Below are 26,550 nucleotides of genomic sequence, written 5' to 3' on the forward strand. Positions count from 1 at the left end.
CGGGAGGTGAGAAACGGTGAAGTTTTCCTCACGGAAGTTCCGGTGCGACGGCCCTTGGAGCGAGACTGCGCGCGGACGCGCCCGCGTATCCCGCGCTCCCCGTGGCAGCACCGAGACCGGAATCCGAGGCCCCCATGACCGACGAACACGCTTCGGCGGCCCGCCGCCGACAGGCGTTCGCACTGCTTGCCACGGCGCAGTTCGCCGTGGTCCTGGACATCACCATCGTCAACGTCGCCCTGCCGTCGATCGAGACGGCACTCGGCTTCTCCCGACCGGATCTGGCCTGGGTCGTCGACGCGTACCTGCTCACCTTCGGCGGCTTTCTCCTGCTCGGCGGGCGGGCAGCCGACCTGCTGGGACGCAAGCGGATATTCCTCACCGGACTGGTGACCTTCGGTCTGGCCTCCGTGGCCTGCGGGCTCGCCGAGACCGGCTGGCAACTCGTCGCCGCACGCGCCGTGCAGGGACTCGGTGGTGCGATGTTGTCGCCGGCCGGACTCTCCCTGGTGGCCGTGACCTTCCAGGAGGAGACGGAACGCAACAGGGCCATGGGCACGTGGACGGCCGTGTCCGGCGCCGGCGGTGCCACCGGAGTCGTGCTCGGCGGTGTTCTCACCCACGCCCTGGGCTGGCCCTGGGTCTTCTGGGTCAATGCACCCCTGACCCTGGGCGCGGCCCTGCTCGGCATCCGGCTGATCACCGATGCCGGTGCTCGACGCTGTGTGTCCGCGCGGGAGTTCGACGTCCTGGGCGCGCTCACCGCCACCGCCGGTCTGACCCTCCTCATCTTCGGCCTGGTGCAGGCCGGCGAACACGGTCTCGGCTCGAGCGCCACCCTTGCCGCCCTGGGGGCGGCGGCTTTCCTGCTGGTGGGTTTCGCGCTCACCGAACTCCGTGCGTCCACGCCCCTGATCAGCTTCGACGTCTTCCGCTCCGGCGCGCTGTGCGTGGCCAACGCGATGATGGTGGTGTTCATGGCGGGTGTGGTGGCGACGAACTTCTTCGTGACCCTCTACGCCCAACAGGTCATCGGCTACGGACCTGTGGGGGCCGGCCTGTCCCTCCTGCCGCTCGCGCTGGGCCAGGTCGTGTTCGCGCGGATCGCCGCGCGTCGACTGGTCCGGGTCGGTGTGCTCAGGACGCTGCTGACGGGTATGGGCGCCGCGGTCCTCGGGTACGTCTGGTTCTCGTTCCTGTCGCCCCGTGGTTCCTTCGCGGCCGACATTCTCGGCCCGGCCGCACTGGTCTCCGTCGGCGGCGGGTTCGGGTTCGTCGTGCTCATCGTCCTGTCCGTCTCCGGGGTCGAACCACGCCGGGCGGGTCTGGCCGGTGGGCTGATCAACATGTCACAGCAGGTCGGCGGCGCCCTCGGGCTCGCCTTACTCGCCTCGCTGGCCACCTGGTGGACCGCGCACGAGGTCCACCACGGCGTCGCCGCGCGCCAGGCGTCGACGGACGGCTTCCGGCTCGGCTTCCTGGCCGCGGCCGCACTCGTGACGGCGGGCACGATCGCGGCCACCTTTACTCTGCGCACCCGGGCCGAGCGGACCCGCGCATCGACCCCGGACCCACCGCCGGAGACGGTCTCCGCACCGTGAACTTCGACGGCCCGTCTTTTACCACTATGTAAAAGCGAGCAGCGCGATTGTGCATTGATGAGCATGGCCACCGAAGAGTCGAATACATAGGCTCGAATTCTGCCGAACGTCTGCCTCGGTCGGCTACCGGGCAGCACAGCGCCGGGATTAATCTGAGGGGTAGCGGACCATGAAATCCAAGATATTCGGGTACGGCGAACTTCCCGAACTGATCGCCCGATTGACCGGCGACGAACGCCACTCGTTCTCCTCGTCATCCACGAAGGACGTCCTGTGGGTCCTTTACGACCGCGTACTGGACGTAGCGCCGGACCGCCTGGAGGACGAGGACCGCGACCGCTTCATGCTCTCCAAAGCGAGCGGCCCCATGGCCTTCTACGCCGTCCTCGCGGCGAAGGGGTTCCTGCGGCCGGAACAGCTCAGCGAGTGGGGTGCCTTCGACTCGCCCCTCGGCTACTCGCCGGACCGGGCGAACGTGCCGGGAGCCGAGATGTCCACCGGTTCCCTCGGCCACGGACTTCCCCTCGCGGTCGGTGTCGCACTGGGCCTGCGTATCCAGGGGCGGACGAAGCCCAGGGTCTTCGTGCTGATCGGCGACGGCGAGTTCGACGAGGGCAGCAACCACGAGGCCATGGCCGTCGCTGGCCGGATGCGGCTGGACCGCCTGACGGTGATCGCCCTGGACAACGGGACGGCCAGCCACGGCTGGCCCGGTGGCATCCACCGGCGCTTCGCCGGCGAGGGCTGGGACACCGCCGTCGTCGACGGGGAGGACCACGAGGACATCCTCGCCGCGCTCACCCGGGACCACCCCGACCGGCCGCTCGCCGTCGTGGCCACCGTCAGCCGCTAACCCCGTCCACCAGGAGCGGATCAGCGTGAAATCCCAAGACGAACTCAGCGTCGAGAAGACCTACGGGGATATGTGGAGCGCGTTCGGCGGGGCGATGTCCGACGCTCTGGACGACGACCCGCGGACGGCCGTCGTCCTGGCCGACATCGGCACCCATCTGTTCAGGGAGGCCAGGCGGAAACATCCCGACCGGATCATCAACGTGGGGATCCGGGAGCAGCTCATGATGGGGGTCGCGGGCGGGCTCGCGCTGTGCGGTCTGCGACCGGTGGTGCACACGGTGGCGCCCTTCCTCATCGAGCGTCCCTTCGAACAGGTCAAACTGAACTTCGCGCAGCAGGACGTGGGCGCGGTGCTCGTCAGCATGGGTGCCTCGTACGACCTGCCCCCGTACGCCTTCTCGCACTTCGCACCCGGAGACGTCGCCGCGCTCGACTCGCTGCCGAACTGGACGATCCATGTCCCGGGTCACCCGGACGAGGCCCGTGACCTGCTGCGACACGCGCTGCCCGGCGACGGGCGAGTGTATCTGCGGCTGTCCAGCCGGACCAACAGCCGGCCGCACCCGGTGTCGAGCAGGTTCACGGTGCTCAGGCAAGGCCGACGAGGCGTCGTCCTCGCCGTCGGACCGACCCTGGACCAGGTGCTGGCCGCGACCTCCGTGCTGGACGTGACCGTTCTGTACGCGTCGACGATCCGGCCCTTCGACGCCCACGGCCTGCGCACCGCGGTGCTCGCCCGACAGCGCACCGACATCGTCCTGGTCGAGCCCTATCTGGCCGGAACATCCGCCCATCAGGTGGCCTCGGCTCTCGTGGACGTCCCCCATCGGCTGCTGACGCTCGGCGTCCGGCGCGATCTGGAGGTCCGCAGCTACGGCACCCCGGAGGAGCACGAGCTCCTGCACGGCCTCGACCCCGTGACCCTGGGCAAGGAGATCAGGTCCTTCCTTGTCCTCGAACCGGGAGGCCGGGATGCCGGGTGAGTCCGGGGTCCACGCCATCGTGGGCCCGACGGGTGTCGGAAAGAGCGCTGCGGCGACCGAGCTGGCCTCCGTCACCGGTGCTCCCGTCCTGGTTGCCGACCGGATCCAGTGTTTCACCGACCTGGCCGTCACCAGCAGCAGGGCCACCGACGAGGACGCCCAGGGCATCCGCCGGATCTGGCTCGGCGAGCGGACCGTCCGCGACGGCGACATCCCGCCGGCCGTGGCGGTGGATCTGGCGCTGACCAGCCTCGGTGAACTCGTCGACCAGTACCCGCTCGTGGTGCTGGAGGGCGGTTCCGTCTCGGTCATGCTGGGGCTGGCCGAGCGGCGCGACGCGTTGCCCGTCCCGATGTCCGTGCGGGTCATGCGGATCATCGACGCGGACGGCTACCGGAAACGGCTGCGCGCCCGGGCCCGGCACATGCTGCTGCCCGATCGCCTGGGCAGAAGCCTGCTCACAGAGTTCGTGGCGGCGTGGACCGCTCCGGAACGGCGGCCGTTCGTCGCCGTGCTGCCCGGCCCGGACCGCGTTCTCGAATGGTGCGCGAAACACTCGATCCCGCCGCAGAGCGTTGCCGACCTCGATCTGCCGGAGCCGATGCTCGAGGAGCTGTCGACGATGGTCGGCGACCGGCACGCCGAGCACGGATTCCTCCAGGACAGGATCTTCTCGGAGGTCTTCGATTAACGCCTTCGACACCTCGCTCTCCGTCGGTCGCCTCTGCACGGACGAGGTCCGACTCGCCCAGGCCGCCGACGACTTCGGGCACTGCGTCAGCGCGCGTCCGGCGGCGGTCGTCGTACCCGGTTCGACGGCGGAGGTCCAGGGAGTGATCTCCTACGCGCGGACCCGGGGACTGCGCGTCGCCGCACGCGGCGCCGGACACTCGACGTACGGCCAGAGCCAGTGCGCCGACGGGATCGTGCTGGACATGACGGGGCTGCGCGCCGTGCATGAGGTGGCCGCCGACCGTGTCGTCGTGGACGCGGGCGCGTTGTGGTCGGACGTCGTCGACGCCTCGCTCACCCGCCGACTGACCCCGCCCGTGCTCACCGACTACCTCGGGACCACGGTCGGGGGCACCCTGTCGGTCGGCGGATTCGGCGGTGCCAGCCACCGGCACGGCGCCCAGACCGACAACGTACTGGCCCTGGAGGTCGTCACCGGTACCGGCACCCGGCTGACCTGCTCGGCCACCGAGAACCGCGAGCTGTTCGACAGCGTGCGCGGCGGACTCGGTCGGTTCGGCGTCATCACCCGGGCGACCCTGAGCCTCACTCCGGCCCGCGAGCGTACCCGCTGGTACCGCATCTGGTACGACGACCTTGCGTTCTTCCTCGCCGATGAGCAACGTTTCGTGGACGAAGGCATGTACGACCACGTCCAGGGCCGGATCATCCCGGCGGCCGACGGCACCTGGCGGTATCGGATCGAACTCGCCCGGCACTACACCCGCCGCCAACCGCCCGACGCGGCCGGCCTGTTTCCGGCGTGCGGCCGCGCACGCGACGTCGAGCAGGCCGAGGACCTCGTCCACGCCGACTTCATCAACCGCATGGCCGCCGGCGAGTCCCGGCTCCGGGCGGCCGGCGACTGGTTCCGGCCACACCCCTGGCTCAACGTCCTGCTGCCCGCACACGCCACCGCGGCGTTCGTGCGGAGCGCGCTCGCCGGGCTGACCGTGGACACCCTGGGCAGATCCGGACTCGTCATGGCCTACCCCGTACCGACCGCGCGGCTGAGAACACCGTTCGTCCGGACGCCGGCCGCGACGACGGCCTTCATGTTCGCGTTGTTGCGCACGACCGCCCCCGGCACGGAGCGTTCCGCGGTCTCGGCCAACCGCTCCCTCTACGAACGGGCGCTGGCCGTCGACGCGGTGGCGTACCCGGTCAACGCGCTGCCGATGTCGGCGGCGGACTGGCGCAGGCACTTCGGACCCCGATGGCACGACTTCGTACAGGCCAAACACCGCTTCGACCCGCACGGAGTCCTGACGCCGCTCGAACACGAGACACGCTGAAGAGAGAAGGAAACCCATGCGGGTCGTCATCGTCTTTCCGCACGTCGGCTACTGCACGGGCTGGCGCCCCCATCTGGCGACGGAGGTGAGGAACGGCTCCACATACCACATAGCGCAGGCGCTCACCTACCTGTACAGCACCGCCCGCCACTACACGCCCCATGTCCGGGTCGTCGACTTCAACTTCGGCAGCCACGAGGACAACGTGCAGCGCGTCCTCGACTACCGGCCCGACGCGATCCTCATCTCGTCCACGGTCAACTCCTACGACAGCACCAAGCAGATCTCGGTCGACGTCACCCGCCGATCGGCGGCCAAGCTCTTCGTCGGCGGTCCGGCGGTCAGCTCCAACTACTTCCTACGGCCCGACCTGCTGAAACTCGACGTCGACTGCGAGTTCGTGGTCACGGACCGGGACATCTTCGCCTGGGCCAAGCAGGTCTTCGGCATGGTCGACGAGTTGAAGTTCCGGACCTTCCGGCCCGACAACTCGTGGATCGCCGAGACGTACCCGCCCGAGACACGGGACAAGATCCGCTACACCGTCGTCACCAGCATCGGTTGCACCTACAAGTGCACGTTCTGCCTCAACCCCATGGTCTACAAGATCAACTACAAGGATCCGGAGATCTTCCGTGAAGAACTCCGCTGCCTCCGGGACGAGTACGGCGCGGACGCGGTCTCCGTCGCGGACCCCTTCTTCTTCATGCGCCAGGAACACGCCGACGACATCATGGACGTGTTCGCCGACTCCGGCATGGCCTGGTCGCAGCAGACCTGCCTGGTGACCCTCACCGACCCGAACCTGGAACGCATGGCCGAGACGGGATGCCGGTCCGTCCTGGTCGGGATCGAGAACTTCACCAGCAAGGAGATCAACAAACCGGTCGAGGTGACCCGGTTCGAGGACCGGCTCGAAGTCGCCGCGGGCATGGGCATCTCGATCAAACCGAGCTTCATCTCCGGTCTGCTGGACATCGACTACGACGTCGACCTGGCCCAGATCCACTACATCCGCGAGATCATCGACCGCGGCCTCGTGCCCAACTACCACATCCAGTCCAACATCTACACGCCCTACATTCCCGACGCGCGCGACCGGCTCCTCGACGTGCCGTTCCGCTTCTGGGGCGTCATGCCGGTCACCGCGCAGGACGAGGAGCACTGGCGGCGCAACCTCGACCTCTGCGACATGATCTACGAACTGGTCTTCCCGGAGACCGCGGTTCGCTACCAGGAGGTGCGGGCCGAGTACCTCGACCACCTCGCGCACCAGGGCACGATGTGGATGAAACACCGCCCCGTGCCGCGGGTGGCGCCGGACAAGAAGGTCCATCTGCTCACCTCCGGCAGGATCAGGGTCGGACAGCCGTGACCTCCCCGCAGGCGGCCCCCCTCCTCGTCGCCCTCGCCACTGTCATCGTCGCCGCCGGACTGCTCGGAAACCTCGCACGGCGACTCGGCCAGCCACCCGTCGTCGGCGAGATCCTCGCCGGCGTCCTCCTCGGCCCCACCCTGTTCGCAGGCGCTGTCTCCCGAACCTTGCTGCCCGCTGCCACCAGGCCCTTACTGACCGCGCTGGCCGACGTCGGAGTCGCGGTCTTCATGTTCCTCGTCGGGCTCGAACTGGACCGGACCCTGATCCGCGGCACCGGCCGGATCGCCGCATCAGTGTCCCTGACCGCGCTTGTGCTGCCCTGCGGACTGGGCATGGCACTCGCCGGCCAGCTGCTGCACGCATACCCCACCCACAACCACACGGGCTTCGTCCTCTTCATGGGTGCCGCCATGTCCATCACCGCGTTCCCGGTCCTGGCCCGCATCCTCACCGACCGGGCCATGCACCGTACGCCGCTCGGTGCCCTTGCCCTGTGCTGCGCCGGGCTCAGTGACGTGCTCGCCTGGTCACTGCTGGCCGTGGTGGTGGCCGTCGTCTCCCCCGGCGGGAGCCCCTGGCGAGCGCTGCTCCTCGTGCCGTACCTGCTGCTGATGCTTGGCCCTGTCCGATGGCTGGTGGGCCGGCTGCTGCCCCGGCCGACGGTCGACGGCCGACCCTCCGCGCTGCTGCTCGCCCTCATGTTCGCCGGCCTTCTGCTGTCCGGTGCGGCCACCGAATGGATGGGTCTGCACTTCATCTTCGGGTGCTTCCTCTTCGGCGTCGCCGTCCCGCGCCCGGGCACCGACCGGCTCCGCGCCGACCTCCACGAACGCGTCGGAACCGTCAACAACGTCCTGCTGCTCCCCGTGTTCTTCCTGACCGCCGGCCTCCAGGTCGACCTGTCCGGGCTCGGATGGTCCGACCTTCTCCAACTGGCGCTGATCCTGCTGGTCGCGATCGGCGGGAAACTGCTCGGCGCGTACGCGGGCGCTCTCGCGGGCGGACTCGATCACCGCATCTCGTCCGCCATAGCCGTCCTCATGAACACCCGCGGCCTCACCGAGCTGATCATCCTCAGCGTCGGCCGCCAGCTCGGCATCCTCGACACCCGTCTGTACTCGCTGATGGTGGTGATGGCCCTTGTGACCACTGCCATGACGGGTCCGCTGCTGGAGGCTGTCTACCCACGCGATCACGCCTTGCGGGCGAGCCCCCAGGACGTGACGCGTGGGCACAAGGAGCGTGTCACGAGCGGTGGTTCGCCCGGAAAGGGGTGCTAGGCAAGGACGGGACCGGCAGCATGGCCCCGGCCGCCGGTTGCCGGATGACTGATCATCCGACGGCGTTCGGGACCACGATGCCCCGCGGCCATCCGGCCGAGTGCCGCCGCGAAGTCCTCGATCTCGTGGCTCCCGGCCGTCGATGCCGAGAGGGGCGTTGCGAGGCGCCTGCCGTCGGCGACACTCGCGCCGAGCGCCAGGAGGTGTTTCCTGACGCCGCCGTGCCTGCCCGACGGCGAGCGGGGTCCGACACGCTGCTGAATACGGCCGGTGACCGACGTACCGCAAACCTGTTCTGTTGCGGACATCACCGTCGGATGCGGGTGACGGCGTGCAGGGCGGGGTGCATTATTTAAGCGCTTTAGGGGGAGGTGCGTCGGGTTGTGACCCGGCAGCGATCGGCACCTGAGAGAGAGGCTGGGCATGAACGGCGCGGCTGAGCGGTTTCCGGTCCGGGAGATCCGCCGGAGCGTGCCCCCGCACGGGGCGTGCGATGACCGTGCCCGGAGAACGTCGGGCCAGGGTTCGCCACGTCGCGGGTGCGGGACAGCGTGGTGACGGCCCGGCCGCAGCGGGTGGGAAACCTGCCGACCGCTCTGACCAGCTTCGTGGGCCGTGAGCCGGAGGTCGCGAAGATCCGAAGCCTGCTCGGTGAAGCGCGTCTGGTGACCCTTGCCGGGCCTGGCGGGGTGGGCAAGACGCGGCTGGCCCTGGAGGCCGCCGCGGTGGCCGCGGATGTGTTCCCGGACGGCGTGTGGCTGGTGGATCTGGCCCCCGTCCGGGAGGCGGCGGCGGTGGCGGACGCGATGGCCACGGCCTTGGGCGTGCCGGACGTGGGCGCCCGGGGCGCCCTGGAGCGGCTGACGGGGTTTCTGGCGGCCCGCAGGACGCTGATCGTCCTCGACAACTGCGAGCAGGTGGTCGAGGCGTGCGCCGAGACGGCGGGGACACTGCTGGCGATTGCACCCGGGCTGTGTGTTCTCGCGACGAGCCGGCACACACTGGGCATGACGGGCGAGCATGTGCTCGTGGTACCGCCGTTGCCGCAGGCGGACGGGATCCGCTTGCTGCGGAACCGTGCCGCCGCCGTGCGGTCGGGCTTCGAGGTGACGGAGGCGAACCGGGCCGAGGCCGCCCGGTTGTGCGCCGCGCTCGACGGACTTCCGCTGGCGATCGAACTCGCGGCGTTCCGGCTGCGCACACTCACGGTCGGACAGGTCACGGAGCGGCTGGTGGACGGATTCGACCTGCTGACACGGGGCAGCGCGACCGCTCGCCCGCACCAGCGCACGCTGCGGGACCTGATCGGCTGGAGCTACGACTTGTGCTCTCCCGCCGAACAGCTGCTGTGGAACCGGCTGTCGGTCTTCGCCGGCGGATTCGGTCTGGACACGGTCGAGACCGTCTGCGGGGGATACGGCATCGCCCGCAGCGAGGTACTGGACCTCCTCGAACGCCTCGTCGTCCAGTCGGTCGTCCTGATCACCGAGGGCGAGGGCCCGGCACGCTTCCGGATGCCGGAGACGATTCGGCGGTACGGGCTCCGGCGGCTCGCGGAGTCCGGGGAGGAGGAGCAACTGCGGGGCCGGCACCGGGACTTCTTCCTGTCCCTGGCCCGCCGTGTGGACGAACGCTGGTACGGCCCTGGCCAAGTGGCGGCACTGGGCCGACTGCGGCTGGAACACCCCAACCTGCTGGCGGCCCTGGACCAGGACGTCGATCCGCAGTCCAGGCTGCGGCTGGCCGGGACACTCGGGCTGCACTGGTGTGTCGGCGGCTTCCTGGGTGAGGGACGTCGTCAGCTGGAGCTGGCCCTTGCGGCTGCACCCGACGCCACGGTGGCGCGGGGCCAGGCGCTCCTCGCGGCGGTCTGGGTGGCGCTGACGCAGGGCGACCTGGTGGCCGCCGATCGCTGGCTCGACGAAGCCGCCGAGCTGGGGGAGCGACTGGGCGACCCCGTGACCACGGCCCAGGCACTCGGCCTGCGTGGGGCGTCGACGCACTATCACGGCTGCCCTCAGGAGAGCATCGAGCTGTACCAGAGAGCGTGGGCCGCCCTCAACGCGCTCGGTGAGGAGCGACAGGCCGTCTCCTGGCTCCTCGCTCTGTCCTGTGTCCAGGCGTATGCCGGAGACCCGCGCGCCGGCGAGACCGGCAGGGAGGTCCTCGAGGGGTTCGAGTCCGATGGCGAGCGGTGGGGCCGTGCGCAGTTGCTGATGGCTCTCGGCCACCACGCCTGGGAGCACGGCGATCCGGAGACCGCAGGGGCACACGCCCGGTCCGCGCTGGAGAACATGCGGGGTTTCGACGACTACGCGATGGTCGGGCGGATGCTCGAACTCCTCGCCTGGGCCACGGCGTCGGGCGGCTGTCATGAACGTGCGGCTGGGCTCATGGGGGCCGCGGAGGCCCTGTGGAAGGCCGCGGGCACGGCGCTCGCCGCGTTCGGCCCGCGCCCGGTCGAGCATCACGAGCGCTGCGCGAAAGAGGTCGCCGAAGCCCTGGGGCACGCGGCGTACGAGCAGGCGCTCGCGGTGGGCGGACGCCACGACAGGCCCTGCCTGGCCGTGACGTACGCCCTGGACCCGGCGCGGGACGAGCAGCCCGGGAACCAGGACACGACCGCGTCCGCTCTCCCCGGTCCGCTCACCCGTCGCGAGCGCCAGGTCGCGGAACTGGTGGCCAGGGGCATGAGCAACCGGAAGATCGCCGCCGAGTTCGTCGTGTCACCGCGGACGATCGACTTCCATGTCGAGAACATCCGGGCCAAGCTCGGCGTGGGCAACCGCGCCCAGGTCGCCGCCTGGTGGGTCGCGCAGGAATCCTCGGCCCCGTAGAAACACCGGGGGCCGAACACCGGTAATTGCCCGAGTGGTCCGGGACCCGCCCGTGCACCCAGGCTGGTTCCTGACCGGGCCACGACAAGCAGGACCCGCTGCAGGGCGGTACCGGGTGCGGGCGCGGCGACGACGGGCGGCATTCGCCCGCCGTCTGCCGGGCGCCGTCTTTCGTGACGGTCTGTCAATCGGTGGGCGGTCGTGAAGGCGTGACCGGCCCAGGTTTGTCGTGTGCGCGCCGCTCTCGCGCCCCGCGCCGCGGACCCGAGGCCGTATCGCCGACGCGCCCCGCCCCGACTCCCGCGATCGCCGGACCACAGCGCTGTCTCCGGCGTGCGGGCATGTGCCGCGAGAGCGGCGAAAGGAAAAGCATGCGAACAACGACATGGGGCAGTTCGGCGCGCCGGCGCCGGATCGCCGGCGTCTGCGGCGCCCTGGCCGTGGTCCTGACCGCCGGCGGTCTCGCCTTCGGTGTCACTTCGCCCGACCAGGCGGACGTCACCAGCGGTCTGCTTCTCGACTATCCGCTCGACGAGTTCTCCGGAACGGTGGTCCACGGACACCTCGGGCAACAACCACGACGGCACCGTCAACGGGACCGCCGACTGGGGCGGCAAGGACGGGCTGAAGTTCAACGGCTCCACCACCTACGTCAAGCTGCCGACAGCCTCATGTCCGGACTGAGCTCGATCACCGTCGACTTCGACGTGTGGACCGACCCGAGCCTGGACGCGCCGTACTCCTTCTTCTCGCTGGGCAACACCAGCGGCTCCTCCGGCAACGGTTACCTGTCGGCCACCGGCAACAAGTTCCGTGCCGCGATCACGACGGGCGACTCCCAAGGTGAGCAGGGCACCCAGCCCGCCGCCGCGTACCAGCTGTCGCGCGGCCTGTGGAAGCACGTGACCTAAACCGAGACCGGCAGCACCGGCGTCCTCTACGAGAACGGGGTGGAGAAGGCCCGTAACACCGCCGTCAGCGTCAAGCCGAGCGCGATCGGCGGCGGCACGACCACCGCCGACTACGTCGGACGGTCGCTCAACTCCGGCGACAAGCTCTTCAAGGGCCGGATGCGGGACTGCCGCGTCTACAACCGGGCGCTGGCCGCGAACGAGGTGGCCGAGGAGGCCAACCGGCGCGAGGTGCAGTGGCAGCAGCTCCAGGCGCTGGCCCACAACAGCGGCGTACTGGCCATGGGGCAGCAGGACACGGGCATCACCGGGGGCACCGGCGCGTGGATGCGTGTGTCCTCGGACTACCCGGACGACAAATTCTGCAACAACTGCCTGGTCGCCCCGAAGAACTGGAAGTCCGACTACGGGGTGACCCCACGACCTGGCCGAAGCCCGACTCCGTCGTACGCAGCCAGTTCACCCAACAGCAGATCGACGACATCGAGGACGCGGTCGTGGACCGGGTGCGGCCCACCTCGGACACGCTCGTCCCCGAGACCGCGTACGAGCTGGACTACTACTACGACGGCGAGAACGACCGGATCGTGGTGCGGATCGACGCGCCCGCGTCCGTCACCGACCAGCTCAGAACGACGTACCCCGACCAGCTGGAGATCAAGGCGCCGGTGAGTACCGAGCCCTCGGACAAGTGCGCTCCGGAGAACCGGACCGCGGGTGAGACACCGGAACCCGCCCCAGTCCCGGCGAGCGGTCTGAACGACGACCGCTCCGACCTCCAGTGGCAGCAGCTGAAGGCCCTACGGGACTACAACTGCGCGCTGGCGGCCTTCGAGGACCCCACCATCGGCCCGGTCCTGATCTTCCCCAAGGACCGTTCCGACCTCACTGTGGCCAACCCGACCGACTGGGCCTCGTCCTTCGGGGAGAAGCCCGCGGACTGGCCGGTACCGACCACGGCACGCAGCGTCCAGTTCACGGTCGCCCAGATCAGGAACGTCGAGTCCGCGGTCATGGGACAGCTGTCGCCGGACGCGGTGGACGACGGCGCGAAGTCGAAGAGGTACGGCATCCTCATCACCAACAGCAGCATCACCTCCTCGGCCGCAGCGGACACCTTCTTCCTCGGCCAGCCGTGGCACAACACCACGACCGCCCAGCCCCAGGCTGTGATCCGGGACAGCTCGCTGCCCGCGGCCATCACGGCCGCACAGCCCTGGACCGACATGACCCCCGACTACTCCTGGAAGTCGGCCCGGTTCTCCGAGTACCACAACAGCGGGCCCGGAGCGGGGGTGAACGCCAACCGGCCGCAGCTCACCCCCACCCAGGCGGGGGACTGCACCCCGCGGAAGTACCTCGCGGGCACCGACGGCTGGAACCCGACCTGGTGACCCGGGACAGGCGGAGCACCGCACCGCCCACCGGCGGTGCGGCGCCCTGACCTCGGTGGAACCGGGGACGGGCGGGAGGCCAGGTGTCTCCCGCCCGGCCCCCAGGGCGCTGCGGGAGCGGTCCTTGTGTCCTCGTCGACGCGGTGTGCGTGAAGTGGACGGCGGCGACCTGCGGCGTAGTCGCCGGACCGAGGCCGACGCGGTCGGCCGGCGTCGAGGCTGGCGTGTTTGCGTCATGGCGTGGACGAGCCTTCCGATCTCGTTGTTGCGGTAACGGCCGTCTGTCACCTTGTGGTGCGTGCGCCTGCCCCCTCACCTCCACGGAGGCCGCCTCGTGTCACCCCTTCGAAGAACCTGGTTCGCCTGCGCGACGTTACTCGCGCCTCTGGCACTCGTGACGTCCGTCGCCCAACCGGCCGCCGCCATCGGCTCACCGCGTGCCGCGTCCGCGACGACCGCGGTGACGCTGATCACCGGGGACCGCTTCCGCCTCGACGCGGACGGCGGGCTCCTGTCCTTCGAGCCGGCCAAGGGCCGTGAGGACATCGGCTTCCGGGTCGAGGACACCGGAGAGCACCTGTATGTGATCCCCTCCGACGCGGAGCGGCTGATCGCCCGAGGCACGGTGGACCCAAGTCTGTTCGACCTGAAGACCCTGCTGAACTCCGGATACGACGACGCGCACCAGGACAAGCTCTCCCTGATCGTCGGCGGTACGGTGCGGTCGGGCTTCTCCGCCGACCGGCTCGGCTCGCGTCCCGTTCCCGACGGGACCGTGGTCACCAGACGGTTGCCCGCCGTCCGCGGCGCCGCGGTCGCCGTCGACAAGAAGGCGGCCGGCACGCTGTGGCGTTCACTGACCCGGCCGAGCGGCTCGCCCGACGAGGAAGCGCCCCGTTCGACCGCCCCGGGATCCGGAGGATCTGGCTCGACGGGAAGGCGAAGGCCACGCTCGATCACAGCGTGCCGCAGATCGGCGCGCCGAGCGCGTGGGCCGCCGGATACACCGGTCAGGGCGTCGAGGTCGCCGTGCTCGACACGGGTATCGACACCGGGCATCCGGACCTGGCCGGCAGTGTTGTCGCAGCACGGAACTTCTCCGGCACCGCCGACGTCGTCGACCACTTCGGACACGGCACGCACGTAGCCTCGATCATCACCGGCAGCGGAGCCGCGTCCGGCGGGAAGTTCGAGGGCGTCGCCCCCGATGTCGCTCTGCTGAACGGCAAGGTCCTCGACGACCAGGGCAACGGTACCTACTCGGCCATCCTCGCCGGCATGCAGTGGGCGGTGGACCAGGGTGCGAAGCTCGTCAACATGAGCCTCGGCGGTACGGACACCGCGAGCATCGACCCGCTGGAGGACGCCGTCAACACCCTGTCCGCCGAGCACGGCACGCTGTTCGTCGTGGCGGCGGGGAATGAAGGCACCAAGGGCGACAGCACGGTGGGCAGCCCAGGCAGCGCGGACGCCGCGCTCACCGTGGGCGCCGTCGACGACTCCGACGCCCTCGCCCCGTTCTCCAGCACCGGTCCGAGGATCGGCGACAACGCGGTGAAGCCCGACGTCACGGCTCCCGGCGTGCACATCACGGCCGCCCGTGCGGCCGGTACGTCGATGTGCGAGAACGCCTGCGTCCAGCCCGGCGACGGTCCGTTCGACGACTACTACACCTCGGCGTCCGGTACTTCGATGGCCACCCCGCACGTTGCCGGCGCGGCGGCGCTGCTGGCGAGCGCCCACCCCGACTGGTCGGGAGAGCAGCTGAAACGTGTGCTGGTGGCATCCGCCGAACCCCGCGCCGACCAGGGCGCGTTCCAGCAGGGCGCCGGCCGGATCGACGTCGCCGCCGCACTCGGTGAGCACGTGACCAGCGAACCGCCTTCCCTCAGCTTCGGTCTGGCCACCTACCCGCACACCGACGATCCCTCGGTCGACAAGACGCTCACCTACCACAACGACAGCGACCAGGACGTCGTACTCGACCTGACGGCTTCGACGACCGACCGCTCGGGCCGGCCGGCCGACGACGGCACCTTCACCGTCTCCCCGAGACGGCTCACGGTCGCCGCCGGCGGTGCGGCTTCCGCCACCGTCACGTCCGACACCCGGGTGGGTAAGACGCTCGGCCAGCTGTCGGGAACCGTCACCGCGACCACGTCCTCCGGGGTCGTCACCCGCACCCCGCTCGGTGTGGTCCGGGAGACGGAGGCCTATGACCTGTCACTTCGTCATGTATCCGCGACCGGCGACATCCCGGCACCCGGCACGAGCGACACGCTCTACGACGTCACCACCGGCAAGCTCTACCAGCTGTCCATGCGCTCGGACGGCACCGCGACGGTGCGTGTCCCACCCGGCGTCTATCACCTCACCACCACGATCTCCACCCGCCAGGCGGACGGCACGACCGCGCGTGCGGTCCTCTACCGGCCACAGATCGACATGGACAAGGACACCTCCCTGACCCTCGACGCCCGCATCGCCGAACCGGTCACCGTGACAGTGCCCGACCGGCAGGCGACGACGACCGCCGGAGCCCTGGCCGTCCGCAGGTACACGGCCGACGGGCAAGGACGACTGGCGAGTTACTGGCTGGGATCGTTCGACGGGCTGTCCTTCGCCCAGACAGGCGGCAGCGCGACCACGGGCTCGCTGCAGGCCATGGTCGGCGGCGTCTGGACCCGCCCCGAAGCGTCCCAGGGTGGCAACCCACCGCAGTTCCGTCTCGCCTTCTCGTTGCCCGACCGGCCCGGCGCCGGTCTCATCCGGCACCTCACCCGTCGTGACCTGGCCCGCATCGACAGCACCCTCGGCGCCTCCGTCGCCGACAAGACCGCCGACGTCTCGGCCGTCCCCTACGCCACGGACGGCATGAGCTCCGGCGGCGTCGCCCTGCGCAGCACCACCGCCCTGCCCCGCGTCCAGACCGACTACGTCAACACCGAGGCCGGAGTCTCCTGGGGCTTCATCGTGACCCAGAACGGTCAGACCGTACGCAACGAGGCCAACTACTACAGTCCGGAGCGGCCTTACCGCCCCGGACGGACGTACCGCACCAGCTATGGGGTGGGCACCTTCGGGCCCGGACTCGGCCTGGCGGAGGGACGCGACAGCCTCGGCAGCGAGGGGTGGGGTGTCTTCCGCACCGGGGACCGCCTGCGCCTGAGTCTTCCCCTCCACACCGATGGCGCGGGACATCCCGGAAGCACGGGCCTGCGTTACGGCGGCAGCGCCCGCACCAGGCTCACGGCGGACGGCACCGGCATCTTCGACATCGCCTCCCCGCCGTCCACCGGATACATCGCGGTCCCGGCGGGGGACGTCGGCTACACCCTGACCACCGACCTGACCCAGCAGGCCAGTATCACCGGGGTCTCCTCCCGGATCTCCGCCACGTGGACCTTCCGCTCCGGCACGGTCACCGACGGAACCGAGCGCATTCCCCTGCTGAACATCCGCTATCACCCGCACCTCGCGCCGGACTCGACCGCACCGGCCGGTCGGCCTGTCCTCGTCCCCGTCACGGTCGAGGGCGCTCGCGCCGGTGTGCGGTCCCTGAGCGTGGAGGTCTCGTACGACGCAGGTGCGACCTGGCAGCCGGTGGCCGGACGCGGAGCCGGGACACTGAGGCTGGTTCCCCCCGCGGGCGCCGCCTCCGTGTCGCTGCGCGCCAAGGTGACCGACGGCCGCGGAAACGCCGCCGATCAGACGATCGTGCGGGCCTTCCTGCTCGCCGCGAGCGGCACCTGACCCCGGCTGTCGCCTGCTCGTCCGGACCGCCCCGGCGCCGGGGCGCTCCGGACTCCCCGTGTCGGGGACACGGCCTGACGTCTATGGTGAACTGCCGTTCACCGTACGCCGATCCGAAGGAGGCACGCACCCGTGCTGGCTGATCTCGGCCTCAACCCTGGCGAGGAAGCCGTCTACCTGCACCTTGTCGACCGGGGCGAAGCCACCGTCGATGCTCTGGCCGCGGATCTCGGACAGTCGGCGGACGCCGTCGGGCGAGCCCTCGACGGCCTGGCACGCCATGGACTGATCACCACCGCAGGCACCGCGCCCGACGAACCCGCTCGCCATGCCGTCGGCCCGCCCACCGTCACCCTCGGTTCCCTCCTCGCCGCTCGCCGCGACACGCTGCACCAGGTGGAGCACGCCATCACCGAGCTGGCCGAACGTCACCGGGCCGCCTCCCACCGCGACCTGGGCGGCCTGATCGAGATCGTGACCGGTGTGGAGCCCGTTAGCCGTCGCTTCCTGCAGATCCTGGAGTCGGCCGAGAGGGAGATCTGCGGATTCACCAAGGCGCCGTCGGTCGCGGTCGGTCCCAGGGACAACCCCGCTGAACCGGTCGTAGCCGGGCGCGGTCTGCGGATGCGGACGGTCGTCGAGCAGTCCTATCTGGCCGACCCCGAGTCCAGACTCGACATCGACCAGGCCCTCGGCAGGGGACAGGAGATCGCCATAGCCCCCGAGTTACCCGTGTCCATGGTCATCGCGGACTCGGCCATCGCCCTGGTACCGGCCTTCTCCGATCCCCAGGACACCCCCCGGGCGATCCTCATCAACTCGAGCGGACTGCTGAGCCCCCTCGTCACACTCTTCGAGAAGACCTGGTCCGAGGCATATGTCCTGCACCCCCACACGGTCAGGACGGGAGAGCCGATTCCGATCCCCGCCGTCCCGGCCGGACCACCGCGGCTCGCGCAACTCGACGCCAGGATCCTGGACCTTCTGCTCGCAGGCCTCACCGACCGCGCGGTCGCCGGCCGACTCGGTATATCCCTGCGCACCGTCACCCGGAGGATCCGGCACCTGATGGACCTCACCGGCGCCGACAACCGCATCCAACTGGGCTGGCGCGCGGCGCAGCGGGGCTGGATCTGAGGCGGATGGGGAGAGTCGCGGCGCGGTTTCCCCGTTTCTCACCGTGTCCTGCCCGGCGCGGTCAGACGGCCGAGTCGGCCACCCGCTGGAACGCCGCCGCGAGCGCGCCCACATCCACACCCTCGAAGTGGTCGAAGAGGTTACGCCGGACGCCGGCGATGTGGACGGGCCAGGCCTGTTCGAGACGGGCGAAACCCGCGTCGGTGAGCACGGCGCGATAGGAACGTGCGTCCAGGCTGCTCTGGTGACGTTCCACCAGACCTTCTGCCTGCAGACGTTGCACCGTACGACCGACATGTGAGGGGGACTGCTGGCAGAGACGGGCGAGTTCTCCCAGGCGCAGGGAACGGTCAGGCGCTTCGGATAGGAACATCAGCGTGACGTACTCGGCGTGCGTCAGGCCCAAGGGGTACAGGTTGGCGTCGAAGGCCCGGGTCAGAGCAGCCATAGCCGGCCGAAGCGCCTTGACCAGGGCATATTCGTCCACTGTGAGTGGAACGGTCTTGGTGTCGTCATCGGCCATGCAGCCATTCTAGAACTTGCATGTGCACGCAATCCGGACGGTGGCTTTACTCTACGCAACGTCCGCGACGACCCTGTCGGGGTTGGGGTGTGCCACACCGCGTGACGCCTCCGGCGGAAAGTGTGAAGGGCGGTCCGGGGCGGCCTGGGGAGAGGTGGGAAGGGGCTCCTCGCGGTCGAGGTCCGCGCCCGCCACATGGACGATCTGTGGCTACTTGCGGGCGTAATCAGTTTCTGTAACTGTGTGCGCAAGCAAGGATTGTTCTCCCGTTGCGGCAACCGGCGGTCGGCGTCGGAGCGTTCGCCGCCGCCAGCCGGTCTCTCGGGCCGGGCGGCTTCAATGTGTCCGACCCGGCCAGGACTCGGGTGGAACGCTTCTCAACCCGTTCCGGAACCGCCATGCCACGCCGTAAGCCCGCCTCCGCGCGAACCCTGCTCCGAGCCCCGAGGCGCTCCGGCGACGAGATCTACGGCCCGGGGACGCCGATCAAGGAAGCGCTCGAGCGGCTGGCCGACCGGTGGACCGTGCTCGTGGTGCACGCCCTTAGGCCGAGACCCCTGCGGTTCAACGAGATCAAGGCCCGGCTCGGTGTCAGCGGGCAGGGGCTGAGCCGGGTCCTGCGCGACCTGGAGCGCGACGGCATGGTGGACCGCAGGGTCTTCGACGAGGTCCCGGTGCGCGTCGAGTATTCGGTCACGCCCGTGGCCGCGACGATGCGTGAGGTGCTGCATGTCGTCCGCGACTGGGCGGAGCGGACCGCGCCCGCGATCGACGCGGCCCGCCGGACGTACGACGCGCGCTCGGCAGCGCCGGGCGCCACCGACCGGGTCAGACCAGAAGGGCGTCCGTACGCAGATGCAGCAGAGCCGGACCCTCGGCTCTGAAGAACTCGGCCATTCCCTCCTCCAACTCGCCGGGAGTGGCCGCGGAGATGCCGGTGGCGCCCCAGGAGCGGGCGTAGGCGGCGAAGTCCGGGTTGACCAGGGAGGTCTGCCACACCGTCAGGTCCGCGGATCTATGGCACTCCGTGCCTGACGGGCTGTAGCGAGAAGTGGGATGAGCCCCCTCGTCTCGGCTGAGGCCGCACAGATTCAGACGTGTCGGCCGCATCACGACCTATATGCCAGCCGACCGGGACCTGATCCTCCAGGCACGCGAAGACCTCAACTGGCGCCTGGACATGATCGCTAAACTCCGTACCCAGCTTGCCGCCGGGAAAGGCGGTACTGGTGAGTGAGACCTAGTAGGGCTTTGTTACCGGTAGTCCGTTAAACCCGGCGGTAGTCTGGGTTGACGGCTGGGTGGTTCGGTCGTGGAGCGGTGCGAGAGACCGTTTCCCGGGAGGAGCGATGACCGAGCGGCGCGCCTGTCCTCCCGCTCCGGGCCCGCTGGAGGACTGAGCGGCCCGCTTTGATGACCTGCTGGTCTCGCTCGCCCAGCGGCGTGGCCTGCGCGAGTACCTCACTGCCCTGCTGGCGCCGCGCGACCGCAACAAGACGCTGACCTGTCTGGTCGGCGCCGAGCCGGTGACCGGTTCGAAGGACGCGGCCGTACAGCGGCTGCAGTTCTTCCTGTCGGAGTCCATCTGGGACGACGCGGCGGTCAACGACCGGCGCCTGCAGTTGATACGCGACAATCCGGCCACCGCCCCACACGCTCAGGGGGTGCTGGTCATCGACGATTCCGGGGACCGCAAGGACGGCACCGCCACCGCGCACGTGGGCCGCCAGTGGCTGGGCCGGCTGGGCAAGACCGACAACGGGATCGTCACGGTCACCACCGTATGGACCGACGGGCGGATCTACTACCCGCTGCACGCGCAGCCCTACACCCCCGCACACCACTTCGCCCGCGGCCGGGCCGACCCCAACTTCCGTACCAAGCCGCAGATCTCCGCCGCACTCGCGGTCCGGGGCAAGCAGGCGGGCTTCGCCTGCCGGGCCGTGGTCGCCGACTGCGCCTACTCGGTCAGCGACGACTGGTACCTGGCCCTGCGCGAGGCTGACCTTCCCTACGTCGTGGCACTTCGGCCGCACCGCGGCAGCTGGGCCCGCGCGGAGGAGCCGCACACCCCCATCGGCGCCGCCCGCGCCCTGACCGGGACCGATCCCGACCATCCGGGCGAGTGGAGGCCAGTCGAGCGCCGCTTCCGCGACGGGCACACCGAGACCTGGTGGCGCGCCGACGCGCGGCTGGGCGGCTACGGCCCCGACAGCACCTGCCGCCTGGTCGTGGCCACCACCGACCCGGGCACCCTGCCGGAGAAGGCCACCTGGTACCTGACCACCAACCTGCCCTACCCCGACGCCCCGCACGCCGCCACCAGCCCGCACTCGCCGGCCGACCTCGCCGAGATCGTCCGGATCTACGGGCTGCGGCCGTGGATCGAGCAGAGCTACAAACAGATCAAGGACGAGCTCGGCTGGGCCGACTTCCAGGTCCGCTCCGCGAAGGCCATCCATCGCCACCAGACCCTGGTCAACTGTGCGTTCTCGTTCTGCTGGGACCAGTGGTTCGCCCCGCCCGGACGAGGGGGCAGAGAGGGGGGACGGACACGCCCCACCAGACCCAACCGCCCTGCTGGCTCAGGGCCTTACGCGCCGTCCGCTCCTGGCTCACCCCGGCGATCAACCTGGCCCGCTGGTGGCGGGCCTGGACCGACCAAGACCCTCCACCCGAACTTCAAGCCCTCTTCGACGCGGTCACCACCGGAAGACCCCTTGATCTTTACCGCCGGGTTTAACGGACTACCGGTAGTGCTGGATTCCTCAATGGAAGTACACATAGCGGCGGCGTAAGTGCCTGGTGGGTGGTATCGGTCTGCCCCAGATCCAGGGCCGGGCACGGGAGTTGAGCTGGCCGGTGGCGACGTTGGTGGCATGGGTGATGTGGCCCGGGTCGCCGAAGGAGCGTCCAGCCAGGGCGGTCTTGCGGAAGATGCGCCACCAGCCTTCCTGGAGGTTGAGCCAGCAGGCGCCGACCGGGATGAAGACGTGCTTGATGCGTGGGTGGTCCTCGAGCCAGGTGCGGGTGGACACGCTATTGTGCGAGGACAGATTGTCCGTGATCACGTAGATGTCCCCGGCGGGGTTGGCTTCCTCGACCAACTGGAGAAACCGCTGGTAGAAGACGCTGTTGCGGGAGGTGGCGGTCATCGTGATCGCTTGACCATCGCGAACGCGTAAGGCGCCGTAGACCCAGGTCTTCTCTGGCCCGCGGGAGTAGTCGATCTCGTTCTTGATGCGGTGCCCGTCCGGCGACCAGCCCGGTGCTGGCGGGAAAGCGCGGGGGATCACCGGGCCGAGTTCGTCGGCGCAGACCACCGTCGCGCCGACGGGCGGGCTGGTGTAGAGCTCGACGATCCGCGTCCTTTTCCCTCGAAGTCCGCATCCTTCGAGCGCGTCCAGGATCGCGTGCGCCGCCAGCGGACCCCTTCCGCGAGCAGAATCCGGCGCACCTGGGAGCGGCTGACCTCGATGCCCAGGTCCCGGGCCGCGGCAGCCAGTGTGTCCAAGGTCCACTCCGAAGGCCCTGACTCGTCCGCGGCCCACATCTCGTTCGACGGCTGCCCTCGAGCCGGCCGGGTGGGGTCTGCTTGACCACGCCGACGATCCTCGAGCGTTCGGCTTCAGTGATCCTTTGCCTGCGGCCCTGCCCGCCCAGATCCTCCAGGCCCTCCAGCCCCAACCGGTTGAAGCGGTGCAGCCAGCGACGCACCGTCTTCTGACCGCACCTCAACTCGCCGGCGATCTGCGGGACCAGCCACCCGTCCCAGCTCAGCTCCACCATCCGGCACCGCTCCACCACATCCTTCGGCGCCTTTCTGGCCGACGCCAGGCGGTGGACCACCGCGTGCTCGCCCTCATCACGGCCCGGCCGTGCCTTCAGCACCATGAACCAGCACCCGCCCCCGAGTACCCGCAATCGCCCCGCTACCAGCAGCTATACCCACCGAGAGAGGAATCCAGCAGTAGGTCGTGTCGTCGTGCTGCCATGGGGTGGGTTGGCTGCAGGGGGGGCAAGTGCCGGTCCAGGTGGCCAGGAGGTGCTGTAGCGGGTCCAGGGCCTGGTAGAGGGTCAGGCCCTGGACAGGGGTTTTGGGCAGGTCAGCCCCGGTGACATCCGACGCGTCCTCGCTCGTCGCCGAGTTATGCCTGGCCGCCCACGTCAAGACCTTCCACGCCACGGCAGACGACGCCACCGACGTCGGGCTGATGATCCGGGACACCTGGGACCTGGGCGGCGTCGGCGCCCGCTACGCCGACTTCGACCAGCGCCGGCCCGCCTGGCCGGCCCGCCCGCCATTTGCCCTCCGCCTGGCCGGCCCGCGCGGCCCAGTCGACCTTCCACCGGGTCGCACGAGAGACCGAGACCCCGGCGTGCAAGATGGCCACCGAACTCCTGGAGTCCAGGTCCACACAATGATCACGTGTCGGTAAAACCGCACAATCGAGATATGTATGAAGCAATGATGATCCACTCAGCCGAAATCGAGTGGGGGAGTCATTAAGTGAGCTTCAGACGGACAAAGTTGGCGACGTTCCTGTTCACGGCGGTCCTGGTGGCCGGATGCGGAGGCGGCGGCAGCGACAGCGGTTCCGACACGGCCGCTTCTCCGTCGGAGTCCTCCTCGGGGTCGGCGTCCGTTTCGGCCTCCGCGCCCGCGCAGACGTCCGAGGCCGCCGCCGGTCCGCTCGGCGCCGCCGAGTTGAAGTCCGCGGCGCTGTCCGGCACCGAGGCCGACGGCTTCCAGGTGACCGACTTCCCGGCGAAGCCGGACGGCGGCGGCACCGCCCGGCCCGCCGCCTGCCAGCCGCTGGAGAACATGCGCACGGCCTCCCCCGACCCGGCGCCTCAGCAGTTCGTCGGCCTCCTCGCCTACGCATCCTCCGGCTCCTCAGCTGGCTCCGCCACCACCATCGGTCTCATGGCCTACGACCAGCCGGACGCCGAGGGCGTCCTCGACGACCTCCGCAGCGCCCTCAAGTCGTGCACCGCCTACGAGGGCGGCGTACCCGCCCGCACCACCGCCGAGACCGCCACCGCACCCGACGCGGGCGACGACGCCGTCGCCTTCCACCTCCAAACCCAGGGCGACAACTCGGACGCCTTCGTGGTGGTGCGCAGCGGCGCCACGGTCGTCCTCTTCTCCACCGTGAGCGGCACCGGCTCCACCGCCGAGGTGCCGGCCGAACTGGTCTCCGCCCAGATCGGAAAGCTGGAGAAGGCCTAGACGAGTAGTCCCGATTGCGGAGTTCTCACACGTAGGGAGGGTGTCCAACATCGGGCTGTGACGACCGATTTAGACACCCTCTTGACGGCACTGTACGTGCATGTCGATGACCGTTTGAAGACCCCGAATGTCCGTTGCTTGGACCCCATGAACCTCAACTTCCCCTGCAATCACGGACTCCACGCTACGAGGGGAGTGGCACGCGCCCCGTTCCCCAGCAGGCCGCAGGCGATAACGGTGAGTCCGATGATCAAACCCGGGAGGGACACGGGGGGTCTACGTCGTCTTCATGTGCTCCTTCGAGAAGAGCTGGGCGGATGAACCCGACGACATGAACCCCGGCGACATGCGGCCCCTGCACGGGGAGTACGCACTGGAACTACCGCCCCGACCGCGCCTTACACGGAGTTCAGCCAGGTGACGGGCGCCTACTGACCAGCGGCACGGGTCGGCGCCCACGGCGCACCCGGGTGCTCGTGCCGCCGGGAGAGAAGCTCTTGCGAGCAACTCACGGGCAGGGGCGCCTCTCGTTTCTCACTCTGCGCACATCGCACACGGGGGCGGAAATTTCCGACCGCTGCACTCCAGGCGCACAACTCTCACGCATATGTGATCCGGGCACACCCGATGCCACCTTGTTCCCGGCCGCGAACGGGCCGATCTTTGGGGTGTCGATACATCTGACGCTCCAAGGCCGCGATCCCTCTCGTCGAAGAGTGAACGATCGTTGCAGCTTCGACGGGAGTTTCCCATGCGTGTAGCCGGTGACATTCGGGTGGGCGGGATCGGTGTCGTCATTCCCGAAGGTCGACAGAGAATTCAGTGTGCAGTCGAAAAGGGCGTCGTTTCAAAGGAGTTGGCCCACTCGGCGGGGATCGAAGCGGTACCTGTCGCCAAGGACGGGCAGACCGTCGAGGAAATGGTGGTGTCAGCTGCTCTGTCCGGACTGGCCGAAGCCGGTGAAGCGCCGCGAGGGTTGGGGCTCGTCGCCTGTTCCTGGGTCATGGACTCCCCGTCGGGCTGGAAGTGGGCTCCTCGGCTCGCCCGTCTGGTGGGTGCGAGCCGGGCGGCGGCCTTCGGCGTCCAGCAGATGTCCAACGGGGGTGCCACGGCCCTGCAGATCGCCGTGACGCACCTCATGTCCGAGCCACGGACGCGTGCCGCTCTGGTGCTCACGGGAGACGCCCTTGGCCCCGAGTCGCTGCGCCGCTGGCAACTCCGTGCGATCGGCACCGCGCTCGGGGACGGTGCGACCGCTCTGGTGCTCACCAGGCACACGGGAAGACTTGTGGTCCGGTCCATCGCCTCGTACGGCTCTCCCGAACAGGAGCGCGGACTGCCACTGCTCAACCCCGTTCGCCCCGGACCACTGGGCGCCGAGGCCGATCAGGCACTCTTCGACGACAACTCCCTGTTCCTGCTGCGGCGGTGCGTCCGCGAGGCCGTGGCGAACGCTCTCCAGGACGCGGAACTCGCCGCGCAGGACGACCGTCTGGCCGCGGTCGTCCACCCGCGGATGACCTCCTCGACCCTGCAGGCACTCGTGGCGAGTGCGGTACCCACGACCGGCGCCCGGTCCATCTGCCTGGCGGCAGAGACCGGACACCTCTTCTCCGGCGACCTCGCCGCGAACCTGCACCACCTGCTGGAGCGCGATGTTCTCGCGCCGGGGGAGTGCGCCTTGCTGATCAGCTTCGGCGGTGGCTTCTCGGCCACCGCGGTGGTGGTCGAACGGGTCGCGGAATGAATCCCGGGACCCGTGAACCGGGAACCCTGGCGGACCTGTTGCTCGGTCTGCGGCACAGCGATCGCGCGGTGGTCTTCCCGGAGCAGGACGAGACGGTCCCGCACCGGGAGATCCCCGACCGGGCCGTGGGCCTCGCGGGCCGCCTGGCCGACGCGGGGGTGGCGCCGGGCGACCTGATCGGACTGATGGTGCCGACATCACCGCAGTTCCTGCCCGCCTTCTTCGCTCCGTCGCTGCTGGGAGCCGCGGTCACGGCACTCCCGTTGCCACCTCTGGTCCTGGACCCCACCGCGACGGCCCGCGCTCTGCTACCCACCCTGGAGCGGGCGGGGATCCGGTATCTGCTGGCCTGCGGAGCGGGCGCGACGGTGGCGGCGCAACTGGCCCAGGAGCGCAAGGGGCTCCGGGTCGTGGCGGCGGCCTCGGCCGCTGTGAGCGGTCGGCTCAGCGCCGTGAGGCCGGCACCCGATGCGCCGGCCGTGGTGCAGTACAGCTCAGGGAGCACCGCGCAGCCCAAAGGCGTGATGCTGACACACGGCGCGGTGATGGCCGGAGTGTCCGCGATCACCCGGCACATTCGGGCCGGGAGCGACGACGTACTGGTGTCCTGGGCGCCGCTCTTCCACGACATGGGGCTGATCGCCCTCCTGTGCTCCCTGCTCGCCCCGGGTGACGCACACCTGTTCAGCCCGATGGCCTTTCTGAGACGGCCGGGGGTCCTGCTCGAACGGCTCGCCGAGGTCGGCGGAACGATCACCATCGGCCCCGATTTCTCCTACGGCCTCCTCGCCGCCGCGGCCGACAAGGTGTTCCCCCGGCCGACAGGCGGGTCGGGCATCCCCTGGCCCGCTGGCGGCTGGCACTGAACGGCTCGGACACCGTGCGGGCCGA

General features: G+C 69.7%; 20 protein-coding genes and 4 pseudogenes. 20 read left to right on the plus strand and 4 right to left on the minus strand.

Annotated elements, in window-relative coordinates:
• Positions 1–134: 134 nt before the first annotated feature.
• The 14 genes and pseudogenes from ACQEWB_RS48595 to ACQEWB_RS48660 all read left to right on the plus strand — a co-directional run bounded on the left by ACQEWB_RS48595 (position 135) and on the right by ACQEWB_RS48660 (position 18,156).
• Entirely contained in the window at positions 135–1,601 is a 1,467-nt protein-coding gene (locus ACQEWB_RS48595; protein ID WP_432843180.1) for an MFS transporter, read from the plus strand.
• A gap of 169 nt (positions 1,602–1,770) precedes the next feature.
• Positions 1,771–2,454 carry a thiamine pyrophosphate-dependent enzyme gene (locus tag ACQEWB_RS48600; RefSeq protein ID WP_432843182.1) on the plus strand — a complete coding sequence of 228 codons (684 nt, stop codon included), beginning with the start codon at positions 1,771–1,773 and terminating at the stop codon, positions 2,452–2,454.
• 70 nt (positions 2,455–2,524) lie between these two features.
• Positions 2,525–3,439 (plus strand): transketolase family protein, encoded by a 915-nt coding sequence (locus ACQEWB_RS48605; RefSeq protein ID WP_432844399.1) that lies wholly within the window; start codon positions 2,525–2,527, stop codon positions 3,437–3,439.
• Positions 3,429–4,130 (plus strand): isopentenyl transferase family protein, encoded by a 702-nt coding sequence (locus ACQEWB_RS48610; RefSeq protein WP_432843184.1) that lies wholly within the window; start codon positions 3,429–3,431, stop codon positions 4,128–4,130. Before ACQEWB_RS48605 ends, ACQEWB_RS48610 begins: the two co-directional genes overlap by 11 nt.
• Positions 4,015–5,466: an FAD-binding protein gene (locus ACQEWB_RS48615; protein WP_432843186.1), complete on the plus strand. Its 1,452-nt coding sequence runs from the start codon at positions 4,015–4,017 to the stop codon at positions 5,464–5,466. The genes ACQEWB_RS48610 and ACQEWB_RS48615 overlap by 116 nt, the downstream gene beginning before the upstream one ends.
• Positions 5,467–5,482: 16 nt before the next feature.
• Positions 5,483–6,841 carry a B12-binding domain-containing radical SAM protein gene (locus tag ACQEWB_RS48620; protein ID WP_432843188.1) on the plus strand — a complete coding sequence of 453 codons (1,359 nt, stop codon included), beginning with the start codon at positions 5,483–5,485 and terminating at the stop codon, positions 6,839–6,841.
• Positions 6,838–8,124: a cation:proton antiporter gene (locus tag ACQEWB_RS48625; RefSeq protein ID WP_432843190.1), complete on the plus strand. Its 1,287-nt coding sequence runs from the start codon at positions 6,838–6,840 to the stop codon at positions 8,122–8,124. The genes ACQEWB_RS48620 and ACQEWB_RS48625 overlap by 4 nt, the downstream gene beginning before the upstream one ends.
• A 554-nt stretch (positions 8,125–8,678) precedes the next feature.
• Complete coding sequence (locus ACQEWB_RS48630; protein ID WP_432843192.1) at positions 8,679–10,961, plus strand: LuxR C-terminal-related transcriptional regulator; 2,283 nt, start codon at positions 8,679–8,681, stop codon at positions 10,959–10,961.
• Positions 10,962–11,332: 371 nt separating this feature from the next.
• Complete coding sequence (locus tag ACQEWB_RS48635) at positions 11,333–11,872, plus strand: hypothetical protein (protein ID WP_432843194.1); 540 nt, start codon at positions 11,333–11,335, stop codon at positions 11,870–11,872.
• Between the two features lie 21 nt (positions 11,873–11,893).
• Positions 11,894–12,070, plus strand: a pseudogene (locus tag ACQEWB_RS48640) (LamG-like jellyroll fold domain-containing protein); the annotation flags it as partial.
• 125 nt (positions 12,071–12,195) lie between these two features.
• Entirely contained in the window at positions 12,196–13,266 is a 1,071-nt protein-coding gene (locus tag ACQEWB_RS48645; RefSeq protein WP_432843196.1) for a hypothetical protein, read from the plus strand.
• 394 nt (positions 13,267–13,660) lie between these two features.
• Positions 13,661–14,413: a hypothetical protein gene (locus ACQEWB_RS48650; RefSeq protein WP_432843198.1), complete on the plus strand. Its 753-nt coding sequence runs from the start codon at positions 13,661–13,663 to the stop codon at positions 14,411–14,413.
• Positions 14,296–17,019 (plus strand): S8 family serine peptidase, encoded by a 2,724-nt coding sequence (locus tag ACQEWB_RS48655; RefSeq protein ID WP_432844401.1) that lies wholly within the window; start codon positions 14,296–14,298, stop codon positions 17,017–17,019. Before ACQEWB_RS48650 ends, ACQEWB_RS48655 begins: the two co-directional genes overlap by 118 nt.
• Before the next feature lie 132 nt (positions 17,020–17,151).
• Positions 17,152–18,156 carry a helix-turn-helix transcriptional regulator gene (locus ACQEWB_RS48660; protein WP_432843200.1) on the plus strand — a complete coding sequence of 335 codons (1,005 nt, stop codon included), beginning with the start codon at positions 17,152–17,154 and terminating at the stop codon, positions 18,154–18,156.
• Between the two features lie 61 nt (positions 18,157–18,217).
• Here the strand turns inward: ACQEWB_RS48660 and ACQEWB_RS48665 are convergent, their stop codons facing one another.
• Positions 18,218–18,679 carry a MarR family winged helix-turn-helix transcriptional regulator gene (locus ACQEWB_RS48665; protein WP_432843202.1) on the minus strand — a complete coding sequence of 154 codons (462 nt, stop codon included), beginning with the start codon at positions 18,677–18,679 and terminating at the stop codon, positions 18,218–18,220.
• A 398-nt stretch (positions 18,680–19,077) separates the two neighbouring features.
• Here ACQEWB_RS48665 and ACQEWB_RS48670 point away from each other — a divergent pair, with 398 nt between their 5' ends.
• Entirely contained in the window at positions 19,078–19,563 is a 486-nt protein-coding gene (locus ACQEWB_RS48670; RefSeq protein ID WP_432843204.1) for a winged helix-turn-helix transcriptional regulator, read from the plus strand.
• On the opposite strand, the gene ACQEWB_RS48675 is transcribed toward ACQEWB_RS48670, so the two are convergent.
• A complete protein-coding gene (locus ACQEWB_RS48675) occupies positions 19,508–19,678 on the minus strand; it encodes a thiamine pyrophosphate-dependent enzyme (protein ID WP_432843206.1) in 171 nt (56 codons plus the stop codon). The two genes, ACQEWB_RS48670 and ACQEWB_RS48675, sit on opposite strands and share 56 nt — an antisense overlap.
• 350 nt (positions 19,679–20,028) lie before the next feature.
• Here ACQEWB_RS48675 and ACQEWB_RS48680 point away from each other — a divergent pair.
• A pseudogene (locus ACQEWB_RS48680) lies at positions 20,029–21,403 on the plus strand (IS701 family transposase).
• A 44-nt stretch (positions 21,404–21,447) separates the two neighbouring features.
• On the opposite strand, the gene ACQEWB_RS48685 reads toward ACQEWB_RS48680, so the two are convergent.
• A complete protein-coding gene (locus ACQEWB_RS48685; RefSeq protein ID WP_432843208.1) occupies positions 21,448–22,002 on the minus strand; it encodes a transposase in 555 nt (184 codons plus the stop codon).
• A gap of 289 nt (positions 22,003–22,291) precedes the next feature.
• Positions 22,292–22,573: pseudogene (locus ACQEWB_RS48690) on the minus strand (helix-turn-helix domain-containing protein); the annotation flags it as partial.
• A 637-nt stretch (positions 22,574–23,210) separates the two neighbouring features.
• Between ACQEWB_RS48690 and ACQEWB_RS48695 the strand changes: the two are divergent.
• The 4 genes and pseudogenes from ACQEWB_RS48695 (at position 23,211) to ACQEWB_RS48710 (ending at position 26,525) form a co-directional block, all read left to right on the plus strand.
• Positions 23,211–23,912, plus strand: coding sequence for a hypothetical protein (locus ACQEWB_RS48695; protein WP_432843210.1), 702 nt, complete (start codon positions 23,211–23,213; stop codon positions 23,910–23,912).
• Positions 23,913–23,969: 57 nt separating this feature from the next.
• A pseudogene (locus tag ACQEWB_RS48700) lies at positions 23,970–24,059 on the plus strand (IS982 family transposase); the annotation flags it as partial.
• A 778-nt stretch (positions 24,060–24,837) separates the two neighbouring features.
• On the plus strand, positions 24,838–25,659 hold the full coding sequence (locus tag ACQEWB_RS48705) for a ketoacyl-ACP synthase III family protein (RefSeq protein ID WP_432843212.1): 822 nt from the start codon (positions 24,838–24,840) through the stop codon (positions 25,657–25,659).
• Complete coding sequence (locus ACQEWB_RS48710; RefSeq protein ID WP_432843214.1) at positions 25,656–26,525, plus strand: AMP-binding protein; 870 nt, start codon at positions 25,656–25,658, stop codon at positions 26,523–26,525. Before ACQEWB_RS48705 ends, ACQEWB_RS48710 begins: the two co-directional genes overlap by 4 nt.
• Positions 26,526–26,550: the final 25 nt, after the last annotated feature.

It is taken from the genome of Streptomyces sp. CA-249302 (assembly GCF_050936785.1).
Classification (GTDB): Bacteria; Actinomycetota; Actinomycetes; order Streptomycetales; family Streptomycetaceae; genus Streptomyces.